We start from the raw sequence: 20,051 nt of genomic DNA on the forward strand, positions 1-20,051 counted from the left end.
TCTACTCGGCCGAGCCGTCGATCTGCTTGCCGGCGATGTGCCCCGTCTGCTCGTACTCGGCCAGCTGCGCGATGCGGCGCGCGTGACGCTCCTCGCCCGAGAACGGCTCGGCGATGAACAGGTCGACGAAGCGGATCGCTTCATCCTCGGTGTGCTGGCGGGCACCGATCGAGATGACGTTCGCGTCGTTGTGCTGGCGTGCGAGGAGTGCGGTCGACTCGTTCCAGACGAGCGCTGCGCGGACACCCTCGACCTTGTTCGCGGCGATCTGCTCACCGTTGCCGGAGCCGCCGAACACGACGCCGAGCGCCTGGACGCCGGCGCGCTGGTCCTGCACCACGGCGTGCGCGGCGTTGATGCAGAACGAGGGGTAGTCGTCGAGCGCGTCGTACTCGGTCGGTCCGTGGTCCACGACCTCGTGCCCGGCTTCGGTCAGGTGCGTTGCGAGGGTCTGGTTGAACTCGAGGCCGGCGTGGTCCGTTCCGAGGTGGATGCGCATGGAACCGATCCTATTCCTGCGGCTACTGCCCCCGGACCACCACGACGACGTACCGCGTGGGCCCCTCGCCCGGGTTCCGGTAGACCACGTCGGCGGGGTCACCGAGCTCGATCCGGTCGCCCGCGGCGAGCCGCGTCGGCTCGCCGCCGACGACGAGCTCGAGCACGCCGTCGACCACCCAGATGCAGTGCCGCAGGAACGCGTAGGCGGACGCCGGGTAGGCCACTTCGCGGCCGGCCGGGAGGCGCACCTCGGTGACGTCCGCGGGGAACGCCGCACTCGAGACCGGACGGCGGCGGTACCCGGTGTCGGGATCGGTCCAGGACTCCGCGGTCGCGCCGCGTTGGATGCCGCGTGCGTCGTCGGGGTCGGTCGCCCTGGGCACCTCGTGCTCGAGGGCTTCGTCGAGGAGCTGCGAGATCGTCAGGCCGAAGGCGCCGGAGAGCCGGCCGAGGATCGTCGCGGTGGGGCTCGACACCCCGCGCTCGACGCGGTTGATCATGGCGCGGGAGACACCGGACTCCTCGGCGAGCTCGGTGAGGCTCCACTTGCGTTCGGTGCGCAGGCGTTGGAGGCGCTCGCCGAGGGCCCGTTCCGCGAGACCCGGCTCGTCGTCTACGATGTGAGACATGACGACAGCATATGCGACGAACGGGACGGATCCGGTCGTGGTGCGCGATTGCGGACCCCGCGACCTCGACGTCGTGCACGCCTTGCACGTCGACGCCGTGCTGCACTCCACCGCCATCTGGCAGGAGACCCCGCACCCCCGCGCGTACTTCGACGGCTGGCTGGCCGAACGGCAGGGCGACGGGTACCCGGTGCTCGTCGCCGAGGTCGACGGCACCGTGGCCGGGTACGCCACGTACTCGCAGTGGCGGCCGCACCACGGGTACCGACTGACCGTCGAGCACAGCGTCTACGTGGTCGAGTCGTTCCGCGGTCGGGGCATCGCCTCGACCCTGATGCGGTCGCTCGTCGAGCGGGCGACCGCCGAGGGCCGGCACGTCATGATGGCCGGGATCTGCAGCACGAACACCGGGTCGATCGCCCTGCACACCAAGCTCGGGTTCAGCACGGTCGCGGTCGTGCCCGAGGTCGGACGCAAGTTCGACCGCTGGCTGGATCTGACGCTCATGCGCCTGCCCCTCGCCTGACGCGAGCCGAGGGGCGGGGGCGAGCCGCGCCTCCCGTCCGCTTGCCGGAGCGTCAGGCGGTGGTGTCGAAGACCGGGCCGACGGTGCGCGAGCGCTTGAGCTCGAAGAAGCCGGGGTACTTGGCCACGGCGACGACGCCGTCCCACATGTCGAGCGCTTCCTGGCCCTTGGGTGCCGGGGAGATGACCGGGCCGAAGAACGCGGTGCCGGCGACGGCGATGACGGGCGTGCCGACGTCCTGTCCGACGCGGTCGATGCCGTCCTGGTGGCTGACGCGCACGGCGGCGTCGACCTCGTCCGTCCAGGCGTACTCGAGCAGGTCGGCGTCGAGGCCGAGCTCCGCGAGCACGGCGGGGACCACCTCGTCGGGGTCCTGCTCCTGGCGGTGGTGGATGTGCTCACCGAGGGCGTCGTAGAGCGGCTTCACGATGTCCTGCCCGAGCCGGAGCCGCGCCGCCGTGACGATGCGCGGGTAGAGCTGCCCCTTGTGGATGCGCTCGCGGTACTCGTCGGGGATGTCCTGGTCCTCGTTCAGGACGAACAGGCTCATCACCTTCCACGTGACGTCGAGGTCGCGGTGCTCGGCGACCTCGCCCACCCAGCGGCTCGTCATCCAGGCCCAGGGGCAGTTCGGGTCGAACCAGAACTCCACGGTGGTGCGTTCGGTCGGGTGTTCCGTCGTGTGTTCCGTCGTCTTGTCCACAGTCGTCTCGCTCACGCTCCGAGCGTACGCGGCGTCGCTAGGCTGGGGATGACCGTCCCGCCGGTGCACGACGCCGTGCCGGGACTCCCCCTCGCGGACCACGATCGTCCGCGTCCTCAGCGAAGATGGAGCGTTGCGTGCCCGGAGAGAACCTCACCAGAACCGAAGCCCAGGAACGTGCCGGCATCGTCAGCGTGCAGACGTACGACGTCGAGCTCGACCTGACCCGCGGCGCCGAGACGTTCGGCAGCACCACCCGCGTGCGCTTCACCGCGACCGCCGGTGCGTCCACGTTCATCGACGCGATCACGAAGACCGTGCACTCCGTCACCCTGAACGGCACGGCGCTCGACGTCGCCGCGGTGAACGACGGCGTCCGCATCCAGCTCGACGACCTGCAGGAGCAGAACGAGCTCGTGGTCGTCAGCGACGCGCTGTACACGAACACCGGCGAGGGCCTGCACCGCTTCGTCGACCCCGTGGACGACGAGGTGTACCTGTACTCCCAGTTCGAGGTCCCCGACTCGCGCCGCATGTTCGCGGTGTTCGAGCAGCCCGACCTCAAGGCACAGTTCTCCTTCACCGTGACGGCGCCGTCACGGTGGCAGGTCGTGTCGAACTCCCCGACGCCCGAGCCCCACGTCGACGGTGAGAACGCGACCTGGGCCTTCGCGCCCACCGCGACCATCTCGAGCTACATCACCGCGCTCATCGCCGGCCCGTACGAGGTCGTCCGCGACGAACTCACGAGCAGCGACGGCCGCACCATCCCGCTCGGCGTCTTCGCGCGCAAGTCGCTGGCCGAGTACCTCGACCCCGAGTACGTGTTCGAGACCACGAAGAAGGGCTTCGCCTACTACGAGGAGAAGTTCGACGTCCCGTACCCGTTCGAGAAGTACGACCAGCTCTTCGTGCCGGAGTTCAACGCCGGCGCGATGGAGAACGCGGGCGCGGTCACGTTCACCGAGACCTACGTCTTCCGCTCGAAGGTGACCGACGCCATCAAGGAGCGCCGGGTCGTCACGATCCTGCACGAGCTCGCCCACATGTGGTTCGGCGACCTCGTCACCATGAAGTGGTGGAACGACCTGTGGCTGAACGAGTCGTTCGCCGAGTGGGCCTCCACGATCGCCACCGCCGAGGCCACCGAGTGGACCGAGGCCTGGACCACGTTCCAGGCGATGGAGAAGTCCTGGGCCTACCGCCAGGACCAGCTCCCCTCGACCCACCCGGTCGTCGCGACGATCAACGACCTCGAGGACGTCCAGGTCAACTTCGACGGCATCACGTACGCCAAGGGCGGCTCCGTCCTCAAGCAGCTCGTGGCGTGGGTCGGCATCGACGCGTTCTTCGCCGGCGTCTCGGCCTACTTCAAGAAGCACCACCACTCGAACACCGAGCTGCGTGACCTGCTCGTCGAGCTCGAGGCCACCAGCGGCCGTGACCTGTCCGAGTGGTCGAAGCTCTGGCTCGAGACCGCGGGCGTCAACACGCTCCGCCCGGAGATCGAGGTCGACGCGTCCGGCGCGATCACCGCGTTCGCCGTCCTGCAGGAAGCGCCGGCCGACTACCCGACGCTCCGCCCGCACCGGCTGGCCATCGGCGTCTACGCGTTCGGGACGGACGACTCCGCGCCGTTCGGTGCCGACACCGCGTCGTCCGGCGGCAAGCTCGAGCGCGTGCACCGCGTCGAGATCGACGTCGACGGCGCACGCACCGAGGTCCCCGAGCTCGTCGGCGTGCAGCGCGGCGACCTCGTGCTCCTGAACGACGACGACCTGGCCTACGCCAAGATCCGTCTCGACGAGCAGTCCCGCACGACGGCGATCGAGCACCTCGCGGCCATCGCGAACCCGCTCGCCCGCTCCATCGTGTGGGGTGCGATGTGGGACGCCACGCGCGACGCCGAGTCGCCCGCCAGCGACTACGTCCGGCTCGCGCTCGGCAACATCGCGACCGAGTCCGAGTCGACGACCATCCGCACGACCCTGTCGCAGCTGCTCCTGACGACGCGCAACTACGTCGCGCCGTCGAAGGTCGACGCCACGGTCCGCACGGTGGGCGAGACGCTCTGGCAGCTCGCGGCCTCGGCCGAGGCCGGGTCGGACGCCCAGTTCCAGTTCGTGAAGTTCTTCGCGCAGATCGCGTCGACGCCCGAGCACGTCGCCACCCTGCAGGGGCTGCGCGACGGTTCGGTCACACTGAACGGGCTCGAGATCGACACCGACCTGCGCTGGGAGCTGCTCGAGGGCCTCGTGCTCGCCGGTGCCGCCTCCGATGCCGAGGTCGACGCCGAACTCGCGGCCGACAAGACCGCGTCGGGTGAGCAGGCCGCGGCCCGCGCCCGTGCGACGATCCCGACCGCCGAGGGCAAGCTGGCCGCCTTCGCGTCGCTCGTCGACTCCTCCGAGCTGCCGAACGCGATCGTGCGCCAGACCACGGTCGGGTTCCAGCACGTGAACAGCCCCGTCGTGCTCGAAGGCCTCGTGCCGAAGTACTTCGAGGTGCTCACCCGCATCTGGGCCGAGCGCAGCTACCACATGGCCGACACCATCGTCTCGGGCCTCTACCCGGCGCCGCTCGCGTCGGCCGAGCTCCGCGACGCCGCCCACGCGTGGCTCGAGGCGCACCCGGAGACCCCGGCGCTGCGTCGCATCGTGTCCGAGAGCGTCGCGGGCACGGAGCGTGCGCTCCGGGTGCAGGCTGCCGACGCCTAAGCTCGAGTGACTGATCGGCGGGGTCTTGGCGTTCCTCATGGAACGCCGAGGCCCCGCCCTCTAGCATCGACCGGATCATGAGCCTCGCTGCAACCACCGATGAGACCACGAAGGCCGTCTCCAACGCCTTCACCGACTTCGTCACCACCTGGCACGACGCGATCGTCATCGTGATCACGATCCTCGTCGCGATCATCCTCCGGCTGATCCTGCGCCGAGTGATCCGTCAGGTCGTCGACCGCGTCGTCTCCGGCGTCAAGAAGCGACAGGGAGCGACCGACACGCAGGCGCTCATCGCGTCGCCGGTGCAGACCGCACGCGTCGTGCAGCGCACCCGCACACTCGGGAGCGTCCTGCAGAACCTGGCCACGGTCATCGTCGTGGTGATCGCCCTGGTCGTGATCATCCCGCTCCTGGTGCCGAACGCCGCCGTCGGCATCGTCGGTGGCGCGTCGCTCGTCGCCGCGGGCCTCGCCGTCGGCGCGCAGTCGATCGTGAAGGACCTGCTCTCCGGCATCTTCATGATCCTCGAGGACCAGGCCGGCGTCGGCGACGTCGTCGACACCGGGCAGGCCACGGGCGTCGTCGAGAACGTCGGGCTCCGAGTCATGCAGGTGCGCGACGTCAACGGGATCCTGTGGTTCGTGCCGAACGGGCAGATCCTGCGCGTCGGCAACCTGTCCCAGGGCTGGTCGCGCGTCCTCGTCGACATCACCGTCCCCTACGACACCGACATCGACGCTGTGCAGGACGCCCTGCTCGCGGCCGCCGTCACCATGTCGCAGGAGCCCCGCTGGCGCCAGCGCATCGTCGAGAAGCCCGAGATCTGGGGGCTGCAGTCGGTCTCCCCCGACGGCATGGTGTTCCGGCTCGTCGTCAAGACCCGCGCCTCCGAACTCGACGTCGTCGGCCGCGAACTCCGCGCCCGCCTGAAGCACGCCGTCGACGAGATCGGAGTCACCCTGCCGGCGATGGCGATGATCATGCCCGAGGGATGGGAGAACGCGACCTCGATCAACGGGCTGCGGTCGGTGCAGACGCGTCCCACCCCGGCGCCGACCAAGCCGCGCCGCCCCAAGCGCAACGTGCTCGGGCAACCCATCCGGACCGACGACCACCACGACGGCGGGAAGGACCCCCAGTGACCGATCCCACACCTCCGAGCAGTGGCCCCGGCAGGGGTGGGCTCGGCATGCCCGGCGTGCCCGGCGTGCCGGGTGTTCCGGGTGTTCCGGCGCAGCCGATCACGCTGCGGGTCGGCGAGCACGGGGTCTCGGCCACCGGCTCGCTCTTCGACCGCGTCGGTGGCGCCCCGACCTTCGACCGGCTCGTGCGCCGCTTCTACGAGGGCGTGCAGCAGGACGACGTCATCTGGCCGATGTACCCGGCCGACGACCTCGAGGGCGCGATCTGGCGCCTGTCGGCCTTCCTGCAGCAGTACTGGGGCGGGCCGGGCACCTACAGCGAGGAACGCGGACACCCCCGGCTCCGGATGCGGCACAACCCGTTCCGCATCACGTCCGAGGCCCGCGAGCGCTGGCTGCACCACATGCGTGAGGCCGTCGAGTCCCTGCAGCTCGCACCCCTCGACGAGGCCGAGCTCTGGGCGTACCTCGACCGCGCCGCGCACGCCATGACGAACACCTTCGACTGACGCCAGCTCTTCAGCCGCCCGGGTTCCGACTGCCGCCCAGGTTCCGACTGCCGTTCAGGTTCCGAAATCTGCACATCTCGGCGCCGCCTCGTCCCGTTCGTGGAACCTCGGCGAACGGTGCGCGGCATGTTGTGGAACCTCGACGGCGCTGACGCCGTCGTCGAGGGCCGTTCGTCGTCCTCAGCGCGCGTACGAGCCGGTGGCGAGGTCCTGGACCAGGGACGGGTGCGTCGGGTTCCAGCCGAAGGCGGAGCGGGCGTGGGCTCCGGACGCCTCCTGGTGCAGGAGCAGCGCGTCGGCGAAGGCCCCGCCGAGTCGCTCGCGCGAAGCATCGACGCTCTCGGCCACGACCGGTGCGCCGTGCGCCCCCGCTTCGGCGAGTTCGCGCACCGTCGGGTTGTCCCCGGTCGCGGCGACGATGTACCCGTCCTGCTCGGCACGCTCCAGCGCGAGGACGTAGAGCTCGCCGAGGTCGTCGACGTGCACCGTGGTCCAGCGCTGCGAGCCGTCACCGACCAGCGTGACCGGCTGGGTGCCGTCGCTGACGAACATCGCGGGGATGCCGGCACCCCGCCCGTACACGATGCCCGGGGCGACGATCGTGGTCCGCACGTCGCTCGCCCGCACGGCAGCCTCGTTCGCCGTGCGCCACGACGTCAGCTCGGGCGGATCGATCGGCGACTGCTCGGAGATGTCCGTCGAGTTGCCGAAGGTGAAGATGCCGCCGGTGTGCACGAACGGCTTCGGTGTGCCGGCGGACGCGCGCAGGACCGTCGCGGTGAAGTCCGGGTCGACGTCGGGCGCGGACGCCGTGTGGACGACGCCGTCGGTCTCGTGCACCAGTCGTTCGACGACCTCGGTGTCGGTGACGTCCCCGCCGAGGGCGTGCCCACCGGCGTCACGCACGTGCTGCGCCTTCTCGTCGGAGCGGACGATGGCGGTCACCTCGTGCCCGTGGGCGACGAGGGCGCGGAGGACGGAAGAGCCGATGTACCCGGACGCACCGGTGAGCAAGACGTGCATGCGGCCAGCCAACCACCTGGCCAGGACGTGACGTTCGCTACAGGTTCAGGGTCCAGGCGCGGCGTTTGACGAGCACGTGCCCGCGCGACGTCGTGAGACGGCTCCACGGACCGGTCTCGAACAGGCGGACCGGGTCGTGCCCGAGGAAGCCGAGGCTCTCCCCCGCGAAGCCTGCACCAGCGGGCAGGTGCTCGATGCCCGGCACCGGACGGCCCCAGACCTCGGATCGCACCTTGCGGATGATCGCCTCACCCGCGTTGGTCGGGACGGCGTCCGCGACCTCGGCGATGCCGTCACGGGTGGCGCGGCGCAGCAGCTCCGGCGAGACGTCGGGCAGCGGCACCCATCCGCCACGGGGCGGGGAGATCGCCGCCCACGTCACGGTGTGGACCTCGTGCGGGAGCTCGACCTCGATCGGGGTGGCCCGCGTCGGGTCGGCGCCGTCGGCGTGCTCGGCGTCCTGTGCCTCGGCGAGGAGCCGGAGCCGCTCGAGCAGGGACTGCAGCGGCACCACGGCGTCGATCGTCGCGGGCTCGGTGAGCGAGAACGTGCGGAGGCCGAGCACCGTCGGCAGCTCGTCGAGGAGTCCGAGGGGGTACAGGATCGCCGTGTAGACCGCGAGGACACCGGAGTCGGCGATGAACCGGACCGAACCGTCCTCGATCCGAGCGGCACGTCCGAGGTACGTGCGGAGGTCCCCGAGGGAGGCGGCGTCGGGAAGCGTGAACGAGGTGCCCATGTCGAACCGATCCTACCGGCGCACCCTGTGTTCGTAGACTGCACCACGTGAACGGCGAACCCGACTTCCTGCGGACACTCCGACTCGAGGACACCGGTGCGAGCACGGGTGAGACGATCCTCACCGGCGCGAACCACTGGTCCCCCGGCGGGCGGGTGTTCGGCGGCCAGGTGCTCGCCCAGTGCATCGTCGCTGCGCAGGCCACCATCGAGGGGCGTGACATCCACTCGATGCACGGGTACTTCCTGCGCCCCGGCGACATCGACGTGCCGATCACCTTCGGCGTCGAACGCATCCACGACGGTCGGTCCTTCGCGACACGGCGCGTGCAGGCCTACCAGCGCGGAGTTCCGATCTTCTCGATGATCGCGTCGTTCCAGGTGCCGGACACCGGGGTCGAGCACCAGGACCCGTACCCGGTGGACACGCCGTCACCGGAGTCGTTGCCGTCCGCCGCGTCGATCCTGTCCACCATCGACCACCCCGTCGCCAAGGCCTGGGCCGAGCGCTCGATCGACCTGCGGCACGTCGAGGGACCGGTGTTCGTCGACGTGCAGGGCGAGCACGTGCCGCACCAGGCGGTCTGGTTCCGTGTGCAGGGCGACCTGCCGGACGACCCGGCGCTGCACCGTGCGGTCCTCGGGTACGCCAGCGACCTGTCGATCCTCGAACCGATCATGCGGCGGCACGGCGTCGCCTGGGGCACGCCCGGCGTGAAGAGCGCCAGCCTCGACCACGCGATGTGGTGGCACCGCGACGGTCGGGCCGACGAGTGGATCCTGTACACGCAGGAGTCCCCCAGCGCCCAGGGCGGCCGGGGGCTCGCGTTCGGTCGGATGTTCTCCCGCGACGGACGCCTGCTGGCGACCGTGGCGCAGGAGGGCATGATGCGGGTCCCTACGGGCGGCTGAACTCCACCGGGGCCTCGAGGTACTGCTCGCACGCCGCACGCTCGGCCGCGGTCAGCCGCCGAGGACGGTTCGTGGCGGCGTCCACCATGACGAGCGCGGTCGTCGCCCGGGTGTAGAGCTCCGCCGGCTGCTGCCCGACCGGCGACCAGACCTCGTACGACACGTCGACGCTCGCCCCACCGAGCCGCCCGATCCACATCTGGATGTCGAGCGGCTGGCGCAGGTACGGGATCGACGCGAGGTACTCGAGGCGCTGTCCGGCGATCACCGTCATCGTGCCGGAGCCCGGCCGACCGTCGATGATCGGCTCGGGCAGGCTGCCGTCCGCCGACAGCTCACCCTCGTCCGGACCCCAGAACCCCACGATGCGCGCCTCCTCGAGCAGGCGCAGCATCGCGGAGTTGTTGACGTGGCCGTAGGCGTCGATGTCGCTCCACCGCATGCGGATGGGAGCGTGCAGTCTCGCCACGCGGGTCAGTCGCGGGTGAGCTTGCGGTACGTCGCGCGCCCGGGCTTCGCGGCATCGGCACCGAGGCGCTCGATCTTGTTCTCCTCGTACGCCTCGAAGTTGCCCTCGAACCAGTACCAGTTCGGCGTGCCGTCCTCGTTGAGGCCTTCCCACGCCAGGATGTGGGTCGCGATGCGGTCGAGGAACCACCGGTCGTGGGTGATGACCACGGCGCAACCGGGGTACTCGAGCAGGGCGTTCTCGAGGCTGCCGAGGGTCTCGACGTCCAGGTCGTTCGTCGGCTCGTCGAGGAGCAGCAGGTTGCCGCCCTGCTTGAGCGTCAGCGCGAGGTTCAGGCGGTTGCGCTCACCACCGGACAGGATGCCGGCACGCTTCTGCTGGTCCGGGCCCTTGAACCCGAACTGCGAGACGTAGGCGCGGGACGGGATCTCGGTCTTGCCGACCTGGATGTAGTCGAGCCCGTCGGACACGACCTCCCACAGGTTCTTGTTCGGGTCGATGCCGCCACGGCTCTGGTCGACGTACGAGATGTCGACGGTGTCGCCGATCTTCAGCGTGCCGCCGTCGAGGGGCTCGAGCCCGACGATCGTCTTGAACAGGGTCGTCTTGCCGACACCGTTCGGGCCGATGACGCCGACGATGCCGTTGCGGGGCAGCGTGAACGACAGGTCACCGATGATGACGCGCTCACCGAACTGCTTGTGCAGCTTCTCGGCATCGATGACCTGCGAGCCCAGACGCGGGCCCACGGGGATCACGATCTCCTCGAAGTCGAGCTTGCGGGTGCGCTCGGCCTCGGTGACCATCTCTTCGTACCGGGCGAGACGGGCCTTCGACTTCGCCTGACGACCCTTGGTGTTGCTGCGGACCCAGTCGAGCTCGGAGGACAGGCGCTTCGCGAGCTTCGCGTCCTTCTTGCCCTGCACCTCGAGGCGCGCACGCTTCTTCTCGAGGTACGTCGAGTAGTTGCCCTCGTACGGGTAGAGGCGACCACGGTCGACCTCGGCGATCCACTGGGCGACGTGGTCCAGGAAGTACCGGTCGTGGGTCACGGCGAGGACGGCGCCGTGGTACTGCTGCAGGTGCTGCTCGAGCCACTGCACGCTCTCGGCGTCCAGGTGGTTGGTGGGCTCGTCGAGCAGGAGCAGGTCGGGCTTCTGGAGCAGGAGCTTGCAGAGCGCGACACGACGCTTCTCACCGCCGGACAGGTGCGTGACGAGCTCGTCCCCCGGGGGGCACTGGAGCGCGGCCATGGCCTGCTCGAGCTGCGAGTCGAGGTCCCACGCGTCGGCGGCGTCGATCTCTTCCTGCAGTGTGCCCATCTCGGCGAGGAGCGCGTCGAAGTCGGCATCGGGCTCGGCCATCAGCGCGGAGATCTCGTTGAAGCGGGCGAGCTTCGCGTGGATCTCGCCGACGCCTTCCTGGACGTTCTCGAGGACGGTCTTCGTCTCGTCGAGCTCCGGCTCCTGCATGAGGATGCCGACGGTGAAGCCCGGCGTGAGCTTCGCCTCACCGTTCGACGGCTGGTCGAGACCGGCCATGATCTTCAGGATCGTCGACTTGCCCGCACCGTTCGGTCCCACGACGCCGATCTTGGCGCCGGGGAGGAACGACATCGTGACGTCGTCGAGGATCAGCTTGTCGCCGACCGACTTGCGGGCGCGGACCATCTGGTAGATGTACTCAGCCATATCGGCCCCAAGTGTAGTGACCCCGTCGGTGCGTCGCGCGCCCGGAACGGGATCGCCGCTTCGCGCACCCGGCGGGACGGGGGTCTGTCGGGATCCCTGGCGACGACGTAGGTTGTCCTCGCCAACCACCTCGGGGCCCGTCGCTCACCACGACGCGGACCGATCCAGGATCACGGACGGGATGACAACCATGACCAGGCACGCCACACGACTGCGCCGACTCGCGCTTCCCTTCGTCGGAGCGATCGCGCTCACCGTCGCCCTCGTCGCACCGGCCGCGCCGGCATCGGCCGCCGGTGCCGTCCCGAAGGGCAACCCGTACCTGCTCTACACGGCGAGCATCAGCGCCAACGGGTCCGGCACGGGCTACTCGTCGTACATCAACGTCCACGACGCCCACAACAACGCCTACTCCTTCGGCATCCAGTCGGACAAGGGGTCCCCCGAGAGCAAGGGCAAGCCGCGCTACATCTGGGAGCGCGTGCAGAACGGCAAGTTCACCTACGGCTACCTCGGTCCGGCGACGAACAAGCTCACGCCGATCGGGATGCGCTGGTACAAGAACGACGTCGCGACGATGATCGTGAACCACAAGACGATCGGCACCCTCAAGCTCAACCTGGACGGCCGGCTGTTCTTCAACGCCGAAGCGAACGCCCGACTCAACGGCGACGTCGTGCACTCGACCGTGCAGAACACGCGCATCACCGTCGGCGACCGGAAGGGCCAGACCGGCCTGAACGGCACGTGGAACACGAGCTTCTCGTTCCGCGGGCTGAAGGCGACGCAGACGAACAAGCCGAGGATCCAGGGCGCGACCTTCAAGATCGACGGCCGGGTCGCCGGGCTGCCGCGCGGTGGGAACTGGGACACCGAGCAGGTGTCCGGCATCGCGATGATCGCGCAGAAGTGGTGACCGTCCGGCGGGACTGACCGGACTCACGCGGCGACCCGGGCGAGGGGTCCGTCGTCATCCGGCGACTCGGGGTCGAACGCGGCACCGTCCTGTTCGAGCATGCGCTCCGACGGCCCGACCGGGTCGGCTTCGTCGAGTCCGTCGTCGATCCCGGCCCCGGTCCCGTGGTCGGTCCCGGGTGCGTCCTCGTCCTCGCGGTGGGCCCCGGCACCAGCCTCGGCCTCGTGCTCGTGCTCGGTGTCGTGCTCGTGCCGCGGACCGTCGAGCGCAGGAGCAGCGCCCAGCCCGCCGCCGTGCACCTCGCCGGTCCGGGGATCGACGCCCCGCACCCCGCCGTGCCCCGACGTCGTGTCGTTCACCTGCCGCGGCACCCGGACCCAGTTGCTGATGCCCCACGCCAGGTCGTGCCCGATGCCGTCGGCGTCGATCTCGACCGACGTACCGCCCCGGCCGTCGCGCTCCCAGGTGCGGATCCGGACGCGGCCGGAGACGACGATACGGTCGCCCTTCTTCAGGGACTTGAACACGTTCGACGCGAGGGAGCGGAACGCGGTGACGGTGTACCAGTTGGTCGCACCGTTGACCCAGGCCGCGCTGGCCCGGTCCCATCGACGTGACGGTGAGGCGAGCCGGAGGCTCGTGATGGCGATGCCGGTCTCGGTGACGAGGTGACGGGGTTCCGTGGCGACGATTCCGCAGACGGTGATGATGTCGTTCATGCGTCGATCGTCATCGAGCCCGGGGCTGCGGAAGCAGCCCCGGGCTCGATCTGTGGCGAGTGGACCCGATCAGGCGACCTGTGGAGGACGAGTCCCCCGGGCCTCCTGTCCGGCCCTGGACCGCTAGTGCGCTCGGAACTCGGGCCGCGCCGCGAGCGGGCCGAGCGCAGCGTGGACCGCGCCCTTCGCCGACTCGAGCGACGGGTAGAGCCCGCCGGCGCGCCCTCGTCCGTAGAGCTCGACCTGGAAGCCGTCCGCGGCACGGTGGATGCTGCCCACCGCACCCGCCGGACCGATCGCGACCCAGGTCCCGGTGTTGTTCGTCATCGTTCGACCACCTCCTCGTGGCCCCGACGCCCGAGGATCAGGACGCCAGGATGTACTGACTGTAGGCCTTGCGGACCTTGTTCACCTTCGGCAGCGCCACTGCGAGGCAGTAGCCCTGACCGGGGTTCTTCGCGAAGAAGTCCTGGTGGTACTCCTCCGCCGCGTAGAACGTCGTGAGCGGCTCGATCGTGGTGACGATCCCGCCGTCCCAGATGTCGGATGCGCGCTGGATCGCCTGCTCGAAGAGCGCGCGCTGCGCGTCGTCCGCCGGGAACATCGCCGAGCGGTACTGCGTGCCGACGTCAGCGCCCTGCCGGTTCAGCTGCCGCGGGTCGTGCAGCGTGAAGAAGACGTCGAGGATGACCTCGGCCGGGATCACCGTCTCGTCGAAGGTGACCGCGACGGCCTCGGCGTGACCGGTCGAGCCCGTGCACACCAACTCGTACGACGGGTTCTCCACCCGACCGCCGATGTAGCCGGACTCCACGTTCTGCACGCCCTGGAGCGTGCGGTACACGGCATCGAGACACCAGAAACACCCACCTGCGAGCACGAACGTGGTCATGGCGACAACCTACCTCGCCGACATCCGGCGGGGCCGAGCAGGGGACATCTCCTCCACAGCGCGCACCGCCCGTCCCGCCGTCCACGATGCGTCGGCAGAGCCCCGGCGTGTCGGTGGTGGCCCGTAGCGTCGAGACCACACCGACCAGGAGGCCACGATGCAGACCACGACCGAACCCGCACTGCGGATCCGCACCGTCCCGATCTCCCGGTCGCGCGGCGACTACCGCATCCTCGACGTCCGCGATGACCTGAGCCGCGTGACCCGCGCCAACGGCGAGATCGTCGGCTACGTCGACCGCATCGACGTCGCCGGTGACACCGCCTACCGCGCCCGTCGCTACGTCGCCACCGAGCGTCGGTTCGTCGAGCTGCCGAACGTGTGGTCCGCCGACGACGCCGTGGACTGCCTCCGTTGGTCATGATGTTCCAGATTGGAATCATCTCGGGTCGGATGCGCGGAACGCCGTTCGTCCTCCCCGGGGCCTGACCGTTTCGTGAGTATGGTGCGCGCATGGACTGGTGGAACGACCTGACCGACTGGACTTCGTCCGACGACGGGTGGCGGGTGATCTCGGGTGCCGTGATCCCCTTCGTCGCCATCGTCGTCGCCGGCGTGATCGCGGCGCTCATCGGACGGGGTGCGACCAAACGGGTCGTCGCCCTGCAGGAGCGCGAGTCGAAGAACGCCGCCGTCGCGGCGATCATCTCCGCGGCGCGCAAGGCCGCTGCTTGGGGTTCGCTCGGGCACGACGAACGCGGCTACGCGGACCACCTGGCAGAGGATGCCGACATCCGGCTCCGGCTGCTCCCCGTGCAGGGTGCGCCCCTCGCCGCCAACTGGGCACAGCACGAGATCGCCGACATCAAGAAGAACTCGTCGACCTTCAGCTTCCAGGCCGACCAGTCGCTCGCGGAGTTCCGCGACCGCCTGCTCGAGTGGCAGGCCCGTCCGGGCCGCGCTCGCAAGCTCTTCAAGGCCGACCTCGAGCGCTGGAAGTTCGAGTCCCCCGACCCGGATGCCGACCTGATCAAGCGCCAGCAGGACTGGAACGCCGACCAGAACGGCGCCGCCCGACCGCAGACCCCGGCAGCGCCCGCTCAGGCCGCTCCCGTCGAGCGCCCGACGCCGACGACGACGTCCCTGCGTCCGGCACAGCGTCCAGGAGGCACGCCCGCCTCCGCGCCGTCGGCCCCGGCCAACGCCGGGTCGGTCCCCGCCGGTGGCGCCCCCGCTGCCGCAGCCGGGTCGGCGTCCGCTCCCGCTGCAGGACCCGGGTTCTCGGTGAACCGCGGTGGGTCGGACGCCAACGCCACCCGCTCCTACGGCGAGAACACCACCCGCGTCTACGGTGACGACGCCGCACCGCCCGTGCGCCCGGCGCTCGGCACACCCACGTCCCCCGCACGCTCCACCCCGAGCCGCGGCACCGACGACACCGAGGTGGTCGACGACGACGCCGTCACCAAGGCCTTCGGCGACACCGATCGGGTGACCCCGGCCCGCGGCACCAACCGTCCCGCGTCGTCCACCGTCGCGACGCCGGCGCCCACCTCGGCCGACGCCCACGTCAACCGGACGCCCGCCAACGACGTCCCGACGACCCCGGGGACACCGACCACCCCGGGTGCACCGACGACCCCGGCGTCCGCTCCGGCTCCGAAGGTCGAGACGCCGGGCACGACGAACACGACGTCGATCCCGACCCGCATCACCCAGGCCCCGGCGGAGCCCACTGACGCGAGCGAGACGTCCGAGGCGCCGTACACGCAGCCGATCAGCGCCTCCGAACTCCGTCGCCGCGCCGCGGACGACGACGAGTAACGGGCACGGACACCCAGCACGCAGCACGCAGCACGCAGCACGCAGCGTCCGACACCCCCACGAACGAGCAACGGGCCGCCATCCGATCGGATGGCGGCCCGTTCGCGTCGTGCCCCCGGCAGGAATCGAACCCGCGGCACGGTGGGTAGAAACCACCTGCTCTATCCACTGAGCTACGGAGGCGAGCGACGTCGATTCTAACCGGGACCCGCCGCTCGAGCGGTTCCGGAACGGTTCGGCCGTCGTCTGCCCGCAGTTCGCCTCCGGGACACCCGCGCTTCGTACCGTCCGGGAGATGCACTCCTCTGCCACCGTCCTCGCCGTCGTCCCCGCACGCGCCGGCTCGAAGGGCATCCCGGGCAAGAACCTCCGGACGGTCGGAGGTCGGTCGCTCGTCCGTCGGGCCGTGGAGTCGGCACGCAGCGCAGCACTGATCGACGCCGTGGTCGTCACGACCGACGGTGACGCGATCGCCGCCGAGGCCCGCGCCGCCGGTGCCGACGTGGTCCGACGGCCGGCCGACCTCGCGGGCGACCAGGCATCGTCGGAGTCCGCGCTGCTCCACGTGCTCGACGAACTCGAGGCCGCCGGCGATGCGCTGCCCGAGATCCTGGTGTTCCTGCAGGCGACCTCGCCGTTCATCGACCCGGACGATCTCGACACGGCGATCCGGCGCGTCGCGGAGGGGCACGCCGACGTCGTGTTCGCCGCAGCGCCGTCGCACGCGTTCCTGTGGCGGGTCTCCGACGACGGTTCCGCCGTCGCCGTGAACCACGACGCGGCCACCCGTCCGCGTCGCCAGGACCGCGCGGCCGAGTACCGCGAGACCGGCGCCTCGTACGTCATGCGGACCGACGGCTTCCGGCAGCACCGGCACCGCTTCCACGGCCGCGTCGAACTCATCGCCGTCGACCCCGCCGGCGCGATCGACATCGACGACGAGACCGACCTGATCACGGCCGAAGCCACGGCCGAAGCCACAGCCCACGCCACGGCCGACGCCGTCGCTCCCCAGATCCCGGACCACGACCCATCCCTGACGCGGGCAGCCCCCCGCACTGAACGGAGCACCATGACCGTCACCATCGGCACGTCCACGATCGGCGCGGGCCACCCCGCGTACCTCATCGGCGAGATCGGCCTCAACCACAACGGTGACGTCGACATCGCCAAGCAGCTCATCGACGTCGCCGCCGACGCCGGACTGCAGGCCGTCAAGTTCCAGAAGCGCACCCCGGCCATCTCCACGCCCGAGCACATGAAGAACACGCCCCGCAGCACCCCGTGGGGCGAGATGACCTACCTGGAGTACCGCTACCGCGTCGAGTTCGACCGCGACCAGTACATCGAGATCGGCGACCACGCGACGCTGCGCGGCCTGGACTGGTTCGCCTCGCCCTGGGACGAGCCGTCGGTGGACTTCCTCGAGGACCTCAACGTCGTCGCGTACAAGATCGCCTCGGCGTCGGTGACCGACCTCGGGATGCTCGCGGCCGTCGCCGCGACCGGCAAGCCCGTCATCCTGTCGACGGGCATGTCGACGCTCGAGCAGATCGACGCCGCCGTCGACGCCCTCGGAACCGACCGCCTCGTGCTCATGCACGCCACGTCGACGTACCCGCTCCCCGCCGAGGAAGCGAACCTGCGCATGATCGACACCCTCGCGCACCGCTACTCGGGCGTGCCCGTCGGGTACTCCGGCCACGAGCCGGGCCTGCAGATCTCGATCGCCGCCGTCGCCCTCGGCGCCACCGCGGTCGAACGGCACATCACGCTCGACCGCACGATGTGGGGCTCGGACCACGCGGCCTCGCTCGAGCCGCACGGCCTGAAGACCCTGGCGCGGGACATCCGGATCATCGAGACCGCGCTCGGTGACGGGGTGAAGAGGATCTTCCCCGGCGAGCGGGCGCCGCTCGCGAAGCTGCGCCGCGTCGGCGCGTGAGCGGATGCAGTCCCCATCCGACCGCCGGCGAGCGGGCGCCGCTCGCGAAGCTGCGCCGCGTCGGCGCGTGAGCGGAGACCACGTGAGCAGAGACCACGTGAGCAGAGGGCACGTGAGCGGCCCGGTCAACGAGACCGGCGCCCTGGACGTGCCGGCTGACGGGGGTGCGTCGACCGTCAGACGGGAGGCGCGCCTCCCGTCCGGCCCGTCACCCCGCGGTCGACGGGTGGTCGCCCTGGTCGACACCGACTCGTTCGCCAAGTGGGGCGCCCACCTGCTCGCGGCGGCGCCGGCCGGCTGGGACCTCGACCTGCGGACCGTCGCGACGCCGCGTTCAGCCAGCGCGAAGCAGCTGCGCTCGGCGTTCCGCGGGCTCGACGCACGACTCGCGCACCTGCGGACGGCTCCGCCGACGCCGAAGGACGTCGATGCCGTCGTCGAGGAGCTCCGCGTCGATCCGCCCGACGCCGTCCTCGTGTCCCTGATCGGCCCGGTCGCCGAACTCGTCATCGACGAGGTGCACCGCCGGATCCCGGACCGGCCGGTGCTGGTGTCCGGCCTGCCGGGCATCTCGTTCCCGGCGAAGTGGAAGGGCATCTTCTTCCGTGCGCGGGCCGACCTGTTCGTGCTGCACAGCCACCGCGAGGTGCGGGCGTACGAGGAGATGGCCATCGAGGGCGGTGTCGAGCCGCACTTCGCGCTCGCCACCCTGCCCTTCGCCCGGAGCGCGAGCGCCAGCGCCAGCACGGGCGCGACTGCCAGCGCCAGCACGGGCGCGCCCGATGCGCCCGGCGCACACGTCCGCGACGCCGTCGTCTTCGCTGCCCAGCCGAGCGTCCCGCTGGAGCGCGTCGACCGGGCCCTCGTCGTGCAGTGGCTCGTCGCGACCGCACGGCAGCACCCGGAGTGGCGCGTCGTGATCAAGACCCGCGCGGCCGCCGGCGAACACCAGACACACCGCGAGGAACACCCCTACCCAGACCTCGTGCCGGCCGACACACCGGCGAACCTGGTGGTCGAGAGCGGGCCGATGGCCGAACACCTCGACCGTGCGGTGGCCCTCGTGACGATCAGCTCGACGGCGGTGCTCGAAGCGGCCGCACGTGGTGTGCCCGCGCTGACGTTGACAGACTTCGGCATCGGCCGCCACCTCATCAACGAGGTGTTCGTGTCGAGCGGCCTCGAGGGCGACTCTGTCGACCTGGTGGACGGCCGGTTCGGCACGGTCCGACCGAGCTGGATGCAGGACAACTACTTCCACCCGGCCTCGGACGACGACTGGCAGCGCCGGCTCACCGAGCTCATGGCGCGGCGGGACGCCGGGACGCTCGTCGACCGGGAACCCGCACGCCGCAGCCGAGGCGGGGTGCTGCGCCGGGCCTGGGAGCGGAAGAACGCCCTGGGCGGATCGGACCGCTCGGCGCTGGGCTGGCTCGCGCTCGTGATCGGGGCGCCGATCCGGACGACGAAGCGGCTGGCGCGGAAGGCCAGGGCGCTGGTCGACCCGCCGGAGCCGGTCGTGGTGGCGGCGCCGACTTCCCAACGGGCCGCGGGCGGCGAGCGCGTGGCGGCCGCCGGCGGCGCGGCGAACGCCGGGTCAGAGGGCCTTGGCGATCGCCAGCAGGAGCTGGTCGCGGGTGGGGACCCCGGGTGAACGGAAGACCTCGGCCCCGTCCTCCCGCCGCACGATGATCGTGGGCGTGGAACGGATGCCGAGGTCCTCTGCGTCGTCGGGGTACGACGCCACGTCGCGTTCGGTCACGGCGAGCCCGGGGACGAGCGCCGACGCCTCGGCCGACACCCGGCGGGCGGCGGCGCACGGCGCACAGAAGGCGGACGTCCAGAGGTCGAGCTGCATGTGACCGTGCAACGCGGCGGCGCGGGGTTCTACTCCCGGTCGAACTCGCCGCTGCGGTCGCCGCGGTCGGCGAGGTCGTCCACCGGGTCGGACTCCCCCGGCTCGTACGTGAACTCGACCGAGGTCTGGTCGAGGACCTGACGGGACTTGGTGGCGCGGTAGGTGAAGGCCGTCTGCAGGCCCTCGACGTCGGCGAACACCGTGACCTCGTCGTCCAGCGCGTCGCTCGTCGCGGTGCGGGTGTCGGTCGTGCCGTCGAAGGGTCCGCCGTGGAAGATCGCGGTGTACTCGTCGCCTTCGTGGATGGTGATGTCGCTCATGCATCCCTTCTACC

General features: G+C 70.5%; 22 protein-coding genes, 1 tRNA gene and 1 pseudogene. 11 read left to right on the top strand and 13 right to left on the bottom strand.

Translation table 11 applies throughout. The features are described 5' to 3' along the window. Position 1: 1 nt before the first annotated feature. Together EDF28_RS15275 and EDF28_RS15280 are read right to left on the bottom strand one after the other, a co-directional pair. Positions 2–499 (bottom strand): ribose-5-phosphate isomerase, encoded by a 498-nt coding sequence (locus tag EDF28_RS15275; RefSeq protein WP_123293994.1) that lies wholly within the window; start codon positions 497–499, stop codon positions 2–4. A 22-nt stretch (positions 500–521) separates the two neighbouring features. Continuing rightward, positions 522–1,130, bottom strand: coding sequence for an XRE family transcriptional regulator (locus EDF28_RS15280; protein WP_123673322.1), 609 nt, complete (start codon positions 1,128–1,130; stop codon positions 522–524). Between EDF28_RS15280 and EDF28_RS15285 the strand changes: the two genes are divergently transcribed. Continuing rightward, positions 1,129–1,656 (top strand): GNAT family N-acetyltransferase, encoded by a 528-nt coding sequence (locus tag EDF28_RS15285; protein ID WP_123938878.1) that lies wholly within the window; start codon positions 1,129–1,131, stop codon positions 1,654–1,656. The genes EDF28_RS15280 and EDF28_RS15285 overlap by 2 nt on opposite strands. A gap of 52 nt (positions 1,657–1,708) precedes the next feature. On the opposite strand, the gene EDF28_RS15290 is transcribed toward EDF28_RS15285, so the two are convergent. Further along, positions 1,709–2,374 carry a DsbA family protein gene (locus tag EDF28_RS15290; protein ID WP_123938879.1) on the bottom strand — a complete coding sequence of 222 codons (666 nt, stop codon included), beginning with the start codon at positions 2,372–2,374 and terminating at the stop codon, positions 1,709–1,711. A gap of 122 nt (positions 2,375–2,496) precedes the next feature. Here EDF28_RS15290 and pepN point away from each other — a divergent pair, with 122 nt between their 5' ends. The 3 genes from pepN to EDF28_RS15305 all read left to right on the top strand — a co-directional run bounded on the left by pepN (position 2,497) and on the right by EDF28_RS15305 (position 6,730). Continuing rightward, the gene (gene pepN / locus EDF28_RS15295; protein ID WP_123938880.1) at positions 2,497–5,076 is read left to right on the top strand and encodes an aminopeptidase N; all 2,580 of its coding nucleotides are present in this window, start codon (positions 2,497–2,499) and stop codon (positions 5,074–5,076) included. A gap of 77 nt (positions 5,077–5,153) precedes the next feature. Further along, positions 5,154–6,221 (top strand): mechanosensitive ion channel family protein, encoded by a 1,068-nt coding sequence (locus EDF28_RS15300; RefSeq protein ID WP_123938881.1) that lies wholly within the window; start codon positions 5,154–5,156, stop codon positions 6,219–6,221. A 47-nt stretch (positions 6,222–6,268) separates the two neighbouring features. Next, entirely contained in the window at positions 6,269–6,730 is a 462-nt protein-coding gene (locus tag EDF28_RS15305) for a globin (protein ID WP_123939014.1), read from the top strand. A 180-nt stretch (positions 6,731–6,910) separates the two neighbouring features. On the opposite strand, the gene EDF28_RS15310 is transcribed toward EDF28_RS15305, so the two are convergent. Both EDF28_RS15310 and EDF28_RS15315 read right to left on the bottom strand, forming a co-directional pair. After that, positions 6,911–7,753 (bottom strand): NAD-dependent epimerase/dehydratase family protein, encoded by an 843-nt coding sequence (locus EDF28_RS15310; RefSeq protein WP_123938882.1) that lies wholly within the window; start codon positions 7,751–7,753, stop codon positions 6,911–6,913. A 37-nt stretch (positions 7,754–7,790) separates the two neighbouring features. Continuing rightward, entirely contained in the window at positions 7,791–8,492 is a 702-nt protein-coding gene (locus EDF28_RS15315) for a hypothetical protein (RefSeq protein WP_111086787.1), read from the bottom strand. A gap of 47 nt (positions 8,493–8,539) precedes the next feature. Here EDF28_RS15315 and EDF28_RS15320 point away from each other — a divergent pair, with 47 nt between their 5' ends. Then, complete coding sequence (locus tag EDF28_RS15320) at positions 8,540–9,403, top strand: acyl-CoA thioesterase II (protein ID WP_123294002.1); 864 nt, start codon at positions 8,540–8,542, stop codon at positions 9,401–9,403. On the opposite strand, the gene EDF28_RS15325 is transcribed toward EDF28_RS15320, so the two are convergent. Further along, positions 9,390–9,845: a thioesterase family protein gene (locus tag EDF28_RS15325; protein ID WP_123294003.1), complete on the bottom strand. Its 456-nt coding sequence runs from the start codon at positions 9,843–9,845 to the stop codon at positions 9,390–9,392. The genes EDF28_RS15320 and EDF28_RS15325 overlap by 14 nt on opposite strands. A gap of 32 nt (positions 9,846–9,877) precedes the next feature. Beyond that, complete coding sequence (ettA, locus tag EDF28_RS15330; protein ID WP_123938883.1) at positions 9,878–11,563, bottom strand: energy-dependent translational throttle protein EttA; 1,686 nt, start codon at positions 11,561–11,563, stop codon at positions 9,878–9,880. Between the two features lie 190 nt (positions 11,564–11,753). Here ettA and EDF28_RS15335 point away from each other — a divergent pair, with 190 nt between their 5' ends. Then, positions 11,754–12,479 carry a hypothetical protein gene (locus EDF28_RS15335; protein ID WP_123938884.1) on the top strand — a complete coding sequence of 242 codons (726 nt, stop codon included), beginning with the start codon at positions 11,754–11,756 and terminating at the stop codon, positions 12,477–12,479. Positions 12,480–12,502: 23 nt separating this feature from the next. Here the strand turns inward: EDF28_RS15335 and EDF28_RS15340 are convergent, their stop codons facing one another. The 3 genes from EDF28_RS15340 to msrA all read right to left on the bottom strand — a co-directional run bounded on the left by EDF28_RS15340 (position 12,503) and on the right by msrA (position 14,090). Beyond that, positions 12,503–13,198 (bottom strand): single-stranded DNA-binding protein, encoded by a 696-nt coding sequence (locus tag EDF28_RS15340; RefSeq protein ID WP_123938885.1) that lies wholly within the window; start codon positions 13,196–13,198, stop codon positions 12,503–12,505. A 123-nt stretch (positions 13,199–13,321) separates the two neighbouring features. After that, a complete protein-coding gene (locus EDF28_RS15345; RefSeq protein WP_123294006.1) occupies positions 13,322–13,525 on the bottom strand; it encodes a methyltransferase in 204 nt (67 codons plus the stop codon). 37 nt (positions 13,526–13,562) lie between these two features. Next, positions 13,563–14,090 (bottom strand): peptide-methionine (S)-S-oxide reductase MsrA, encoded by a 528-nt coding sequence (msrA, locus tag EDF28_RS15350; RefSeq protein ID WP_123938886.1) that lies wholly within the window; start codon positions 14,088–14,090, stop codon positions 13,563–13,565. A gap of 157 nt (positions 14,091–14,247) precedes the next feature. On the opposite strand from msrA, the gene EDF28_RS15355 reads away from it, so the two are divergent. Further along, positions 14,248–14,514, top strand: coding sequence for a hypothetical protein (locus EDF28_RS15355; RefSeq protein ID WP_123938887.1), 267 nt, complete (start codon positions 14,248–14,250; stop codon positions 14,512–14,514). 89 nt (positions 14,515–14,603) lie between these two features. After that, a complete protein-coding gene (locus tag EDF28_RS15360) occupies positions 14,604–15,914 on the top strand; it encodes a hypothetical protein (RefSeq protein WP_123938888.1) in 1,311 nt (436 codons plus the stop codon). Positions 15,915–16,024: 110 nt separating this feature from the next. On the opposite strand, the gene EDF28_RS15365 is transcribed toward EDF28_RS15360, so the two are convergent. Continuing rightward, positions 16,025–16,097, bottom strand: a tRNA-Arg gene (locus EDF28_RS15365). Between the two features lie 112 nt (positions 16,098–16,209). Here EDF28_RS15365 and EDF28_RS19430 point away from each other — a divergent pair. The 3 genes and pseudogenes from EDF28_RS19430 to EDF28_RS15375 all read left to right on the top strand — a co-directional run. Then, positions 16,210–16,752 (top strand): annotated as a pseudogene (locus EDF28_RS19430) (cytidylyltransferase domain-containing protein); the annotation flags it as partial. A 234-nt stretch (positions 16,753–16,986) separates the two neighbouring features. Continuing rightward, positions 16,987–17,859 carry an N-acetylneuraminate synthase family protein gene (locus EDF28_RS19435; protein ID WP_123294011.1) on the top strand — a complete coding sequence of 291 codons (873 nt, stop codon included), beginning with the start codon at positions 16,987–16,989 and terminating at the stop codon, positions 17,857–17,859. A 112-nt stretch (positions 17,860–17,971) separates the two neighbouring features. Continuing rightward, positions 17,972–19,513: a DUF6716 putative glycosyltransferase gene (locus EDF28_RS15375; RefSeq protein ID WP_123938890.1), complete on the top strand. Its 1,542-nt coding sequence runs from the start codon at positions 17,972–17,974 to the stop codon at positions 19,511–19,513. Here the strand turns inward: EDF28_RS15375 and EDF28_RS15380 are convergent. After that, complete coding sequence (locus EDF28_RS15380) at positions 19,457–19,717, bottom strand: thioredoxin family protein (protein WP_123313641.1); 261 nt, start codon at positions 19,715–19,717, stop codon at positions 19,457–19,459. The genes EDF28_RS15375 and EDF28_RS15380 overlap by 57 nt on opposite strands. 29 nt (positions 19,718–19,746) lie before the next feature. Next, on the bottom strand, positions 19,747–20,037 hold the full coding sequence (locus EDF28_RS15385; RefSeq protein WP_111086801.1) for an oligoribonuclease: 291 nt from the start codon (positions 20,035–20,037) through the stop codon (positions 19,747–19,749). Between the last annotated feature and the right edge of the window lie 14 nt (positions 20,038–20,051).

It is taken from the genome of Curtobacterium sp. PhB137 (genome assembly GCF_003814955.1).
Classification (GTDB): Bacteria; Actinomycetota; Actinomycetes; order Actinomycetales; family Microbacteriaceae; genus Curtobacterium.

Coding starts and splice junctions, on each gene's coding strand:
- EDF28_RS15325 (WP_123294003.1), bottom strand. CDS start 9,845: ATGCGGTGGAGCGACATCGACGCCTACGGCCACGTCAACAACTCCGCG.
- EDF28_RS15380 (WP_123313641.1), bottom strand. CDS start 19,717: ATGCAGCTCGACCTCTGGACGTCCGCCTTCTGTGCGCCGTGCGCCGCC.
- EDF28_RS15315 (WP_111086787.1), bottom strand. CDS start 8,492: ATGGGCACCTCGTTCACGCTTCCCGACGCCGCCTCCCTCGGGGACCTC.
- EDF28_RS15310 (WP_123938882.1), bottom strand. CDS start 7,753: ATGCACGTCTTGCTCACCGGTGCGTCCGGGTACATCGGCTCTTCCGTC.
- EDF28_RS15275 (WP_123293994.1), bottom strand. CDS start 499: ATGCGCATCCACCTCGGAACGGACCACGCCGGCCTCGAGTTCAACCAG.
- EDF28_RS15355 (WP_123938887.1), top strand. CDS start 14,248: ATGCAGACCACGACCGAACCCGCACTGCGGATCCGCACCGTCCCGATC.
- EDF28_RS15340 (WP_123938885.1), bottom strand. CDS start 13,198: ATGAACGACATCATCACCGTCTGCGGAATCGTCGCCACGGAACCCCGT.
- EDF28_RS15305 (WP_123939014.1), top strand. CDS start 6,269: ATGCCCGGCGTGCCCGGCGTGCCGGGTGTTCCGGGTGTTCCGGCGCAG.
- EDF28_RS15360 (WP_123938888.1), top strand. CDS start 14,604: ATGGACTGGTGGAACGACCTGACCGACTGGACTTCGTCCGACGACGGG.
- EDF28_RS15300 (WP_123938881.1), top strand. CDS start 5,154: ATGAGCCTCGCTGCAACCACCGATGAGACCACGAAGGCCGTCTCCAAC.
- ettA (WP_123938883.1), bottom strand. CDS start 11,563: ATGGCTGAGTACATCTACCAGATGGTCCGCGCCCGCAAGTCGGTCGGC.
- EDF28_RS15385 (WP_111086801.1), bottom strand. CDS start 20,037: ATGAGCGACATCACCATCCACGAAGGCGACGAGTACACCGCGATCTTC.
- msrA (WP_123938886.1), bottom strand. CDS start 14,090: ATGACCACGTTCGTGCTCGCAGGTGGGTGTTTCTGGTGTCTCGATGCC.
- EDF28_RS15335 (WP_123938884.1), top strand. CDS start 11,754: ATGACCAGGCACGCCACACGACTGCGCCGACTCGCGCTTCCCTTCGTC.
- EDF28_RS19435 (WP_123294011.1), top strand. CDS start 16,987: ATGACCGTCACCATCGGCACGTCCACGATCGGCGCGGGCCACCCCGCG.
- EDF28_RS15345 (WP_123294006.1), bottom strand. CDS start 13,525: ATGACGAACAACACCGGGACCTGGGTCGCGATCGGTCCGGCGGGTGCG.
- EDF28_RS15285 (WP_123938878.1), top strand. CDS start 1,129: ATGACGACAGCATATGCGACGAACGGGACGGATCCGGTCGTGGTGCGC.
- EDF28_RS15280 (WP_123673322.1), bottom strand. CDS start 1,130: ATGTCTCACATCGTAGACGACGAGCCGGGTCTCGCGGAACGGGCCCTC.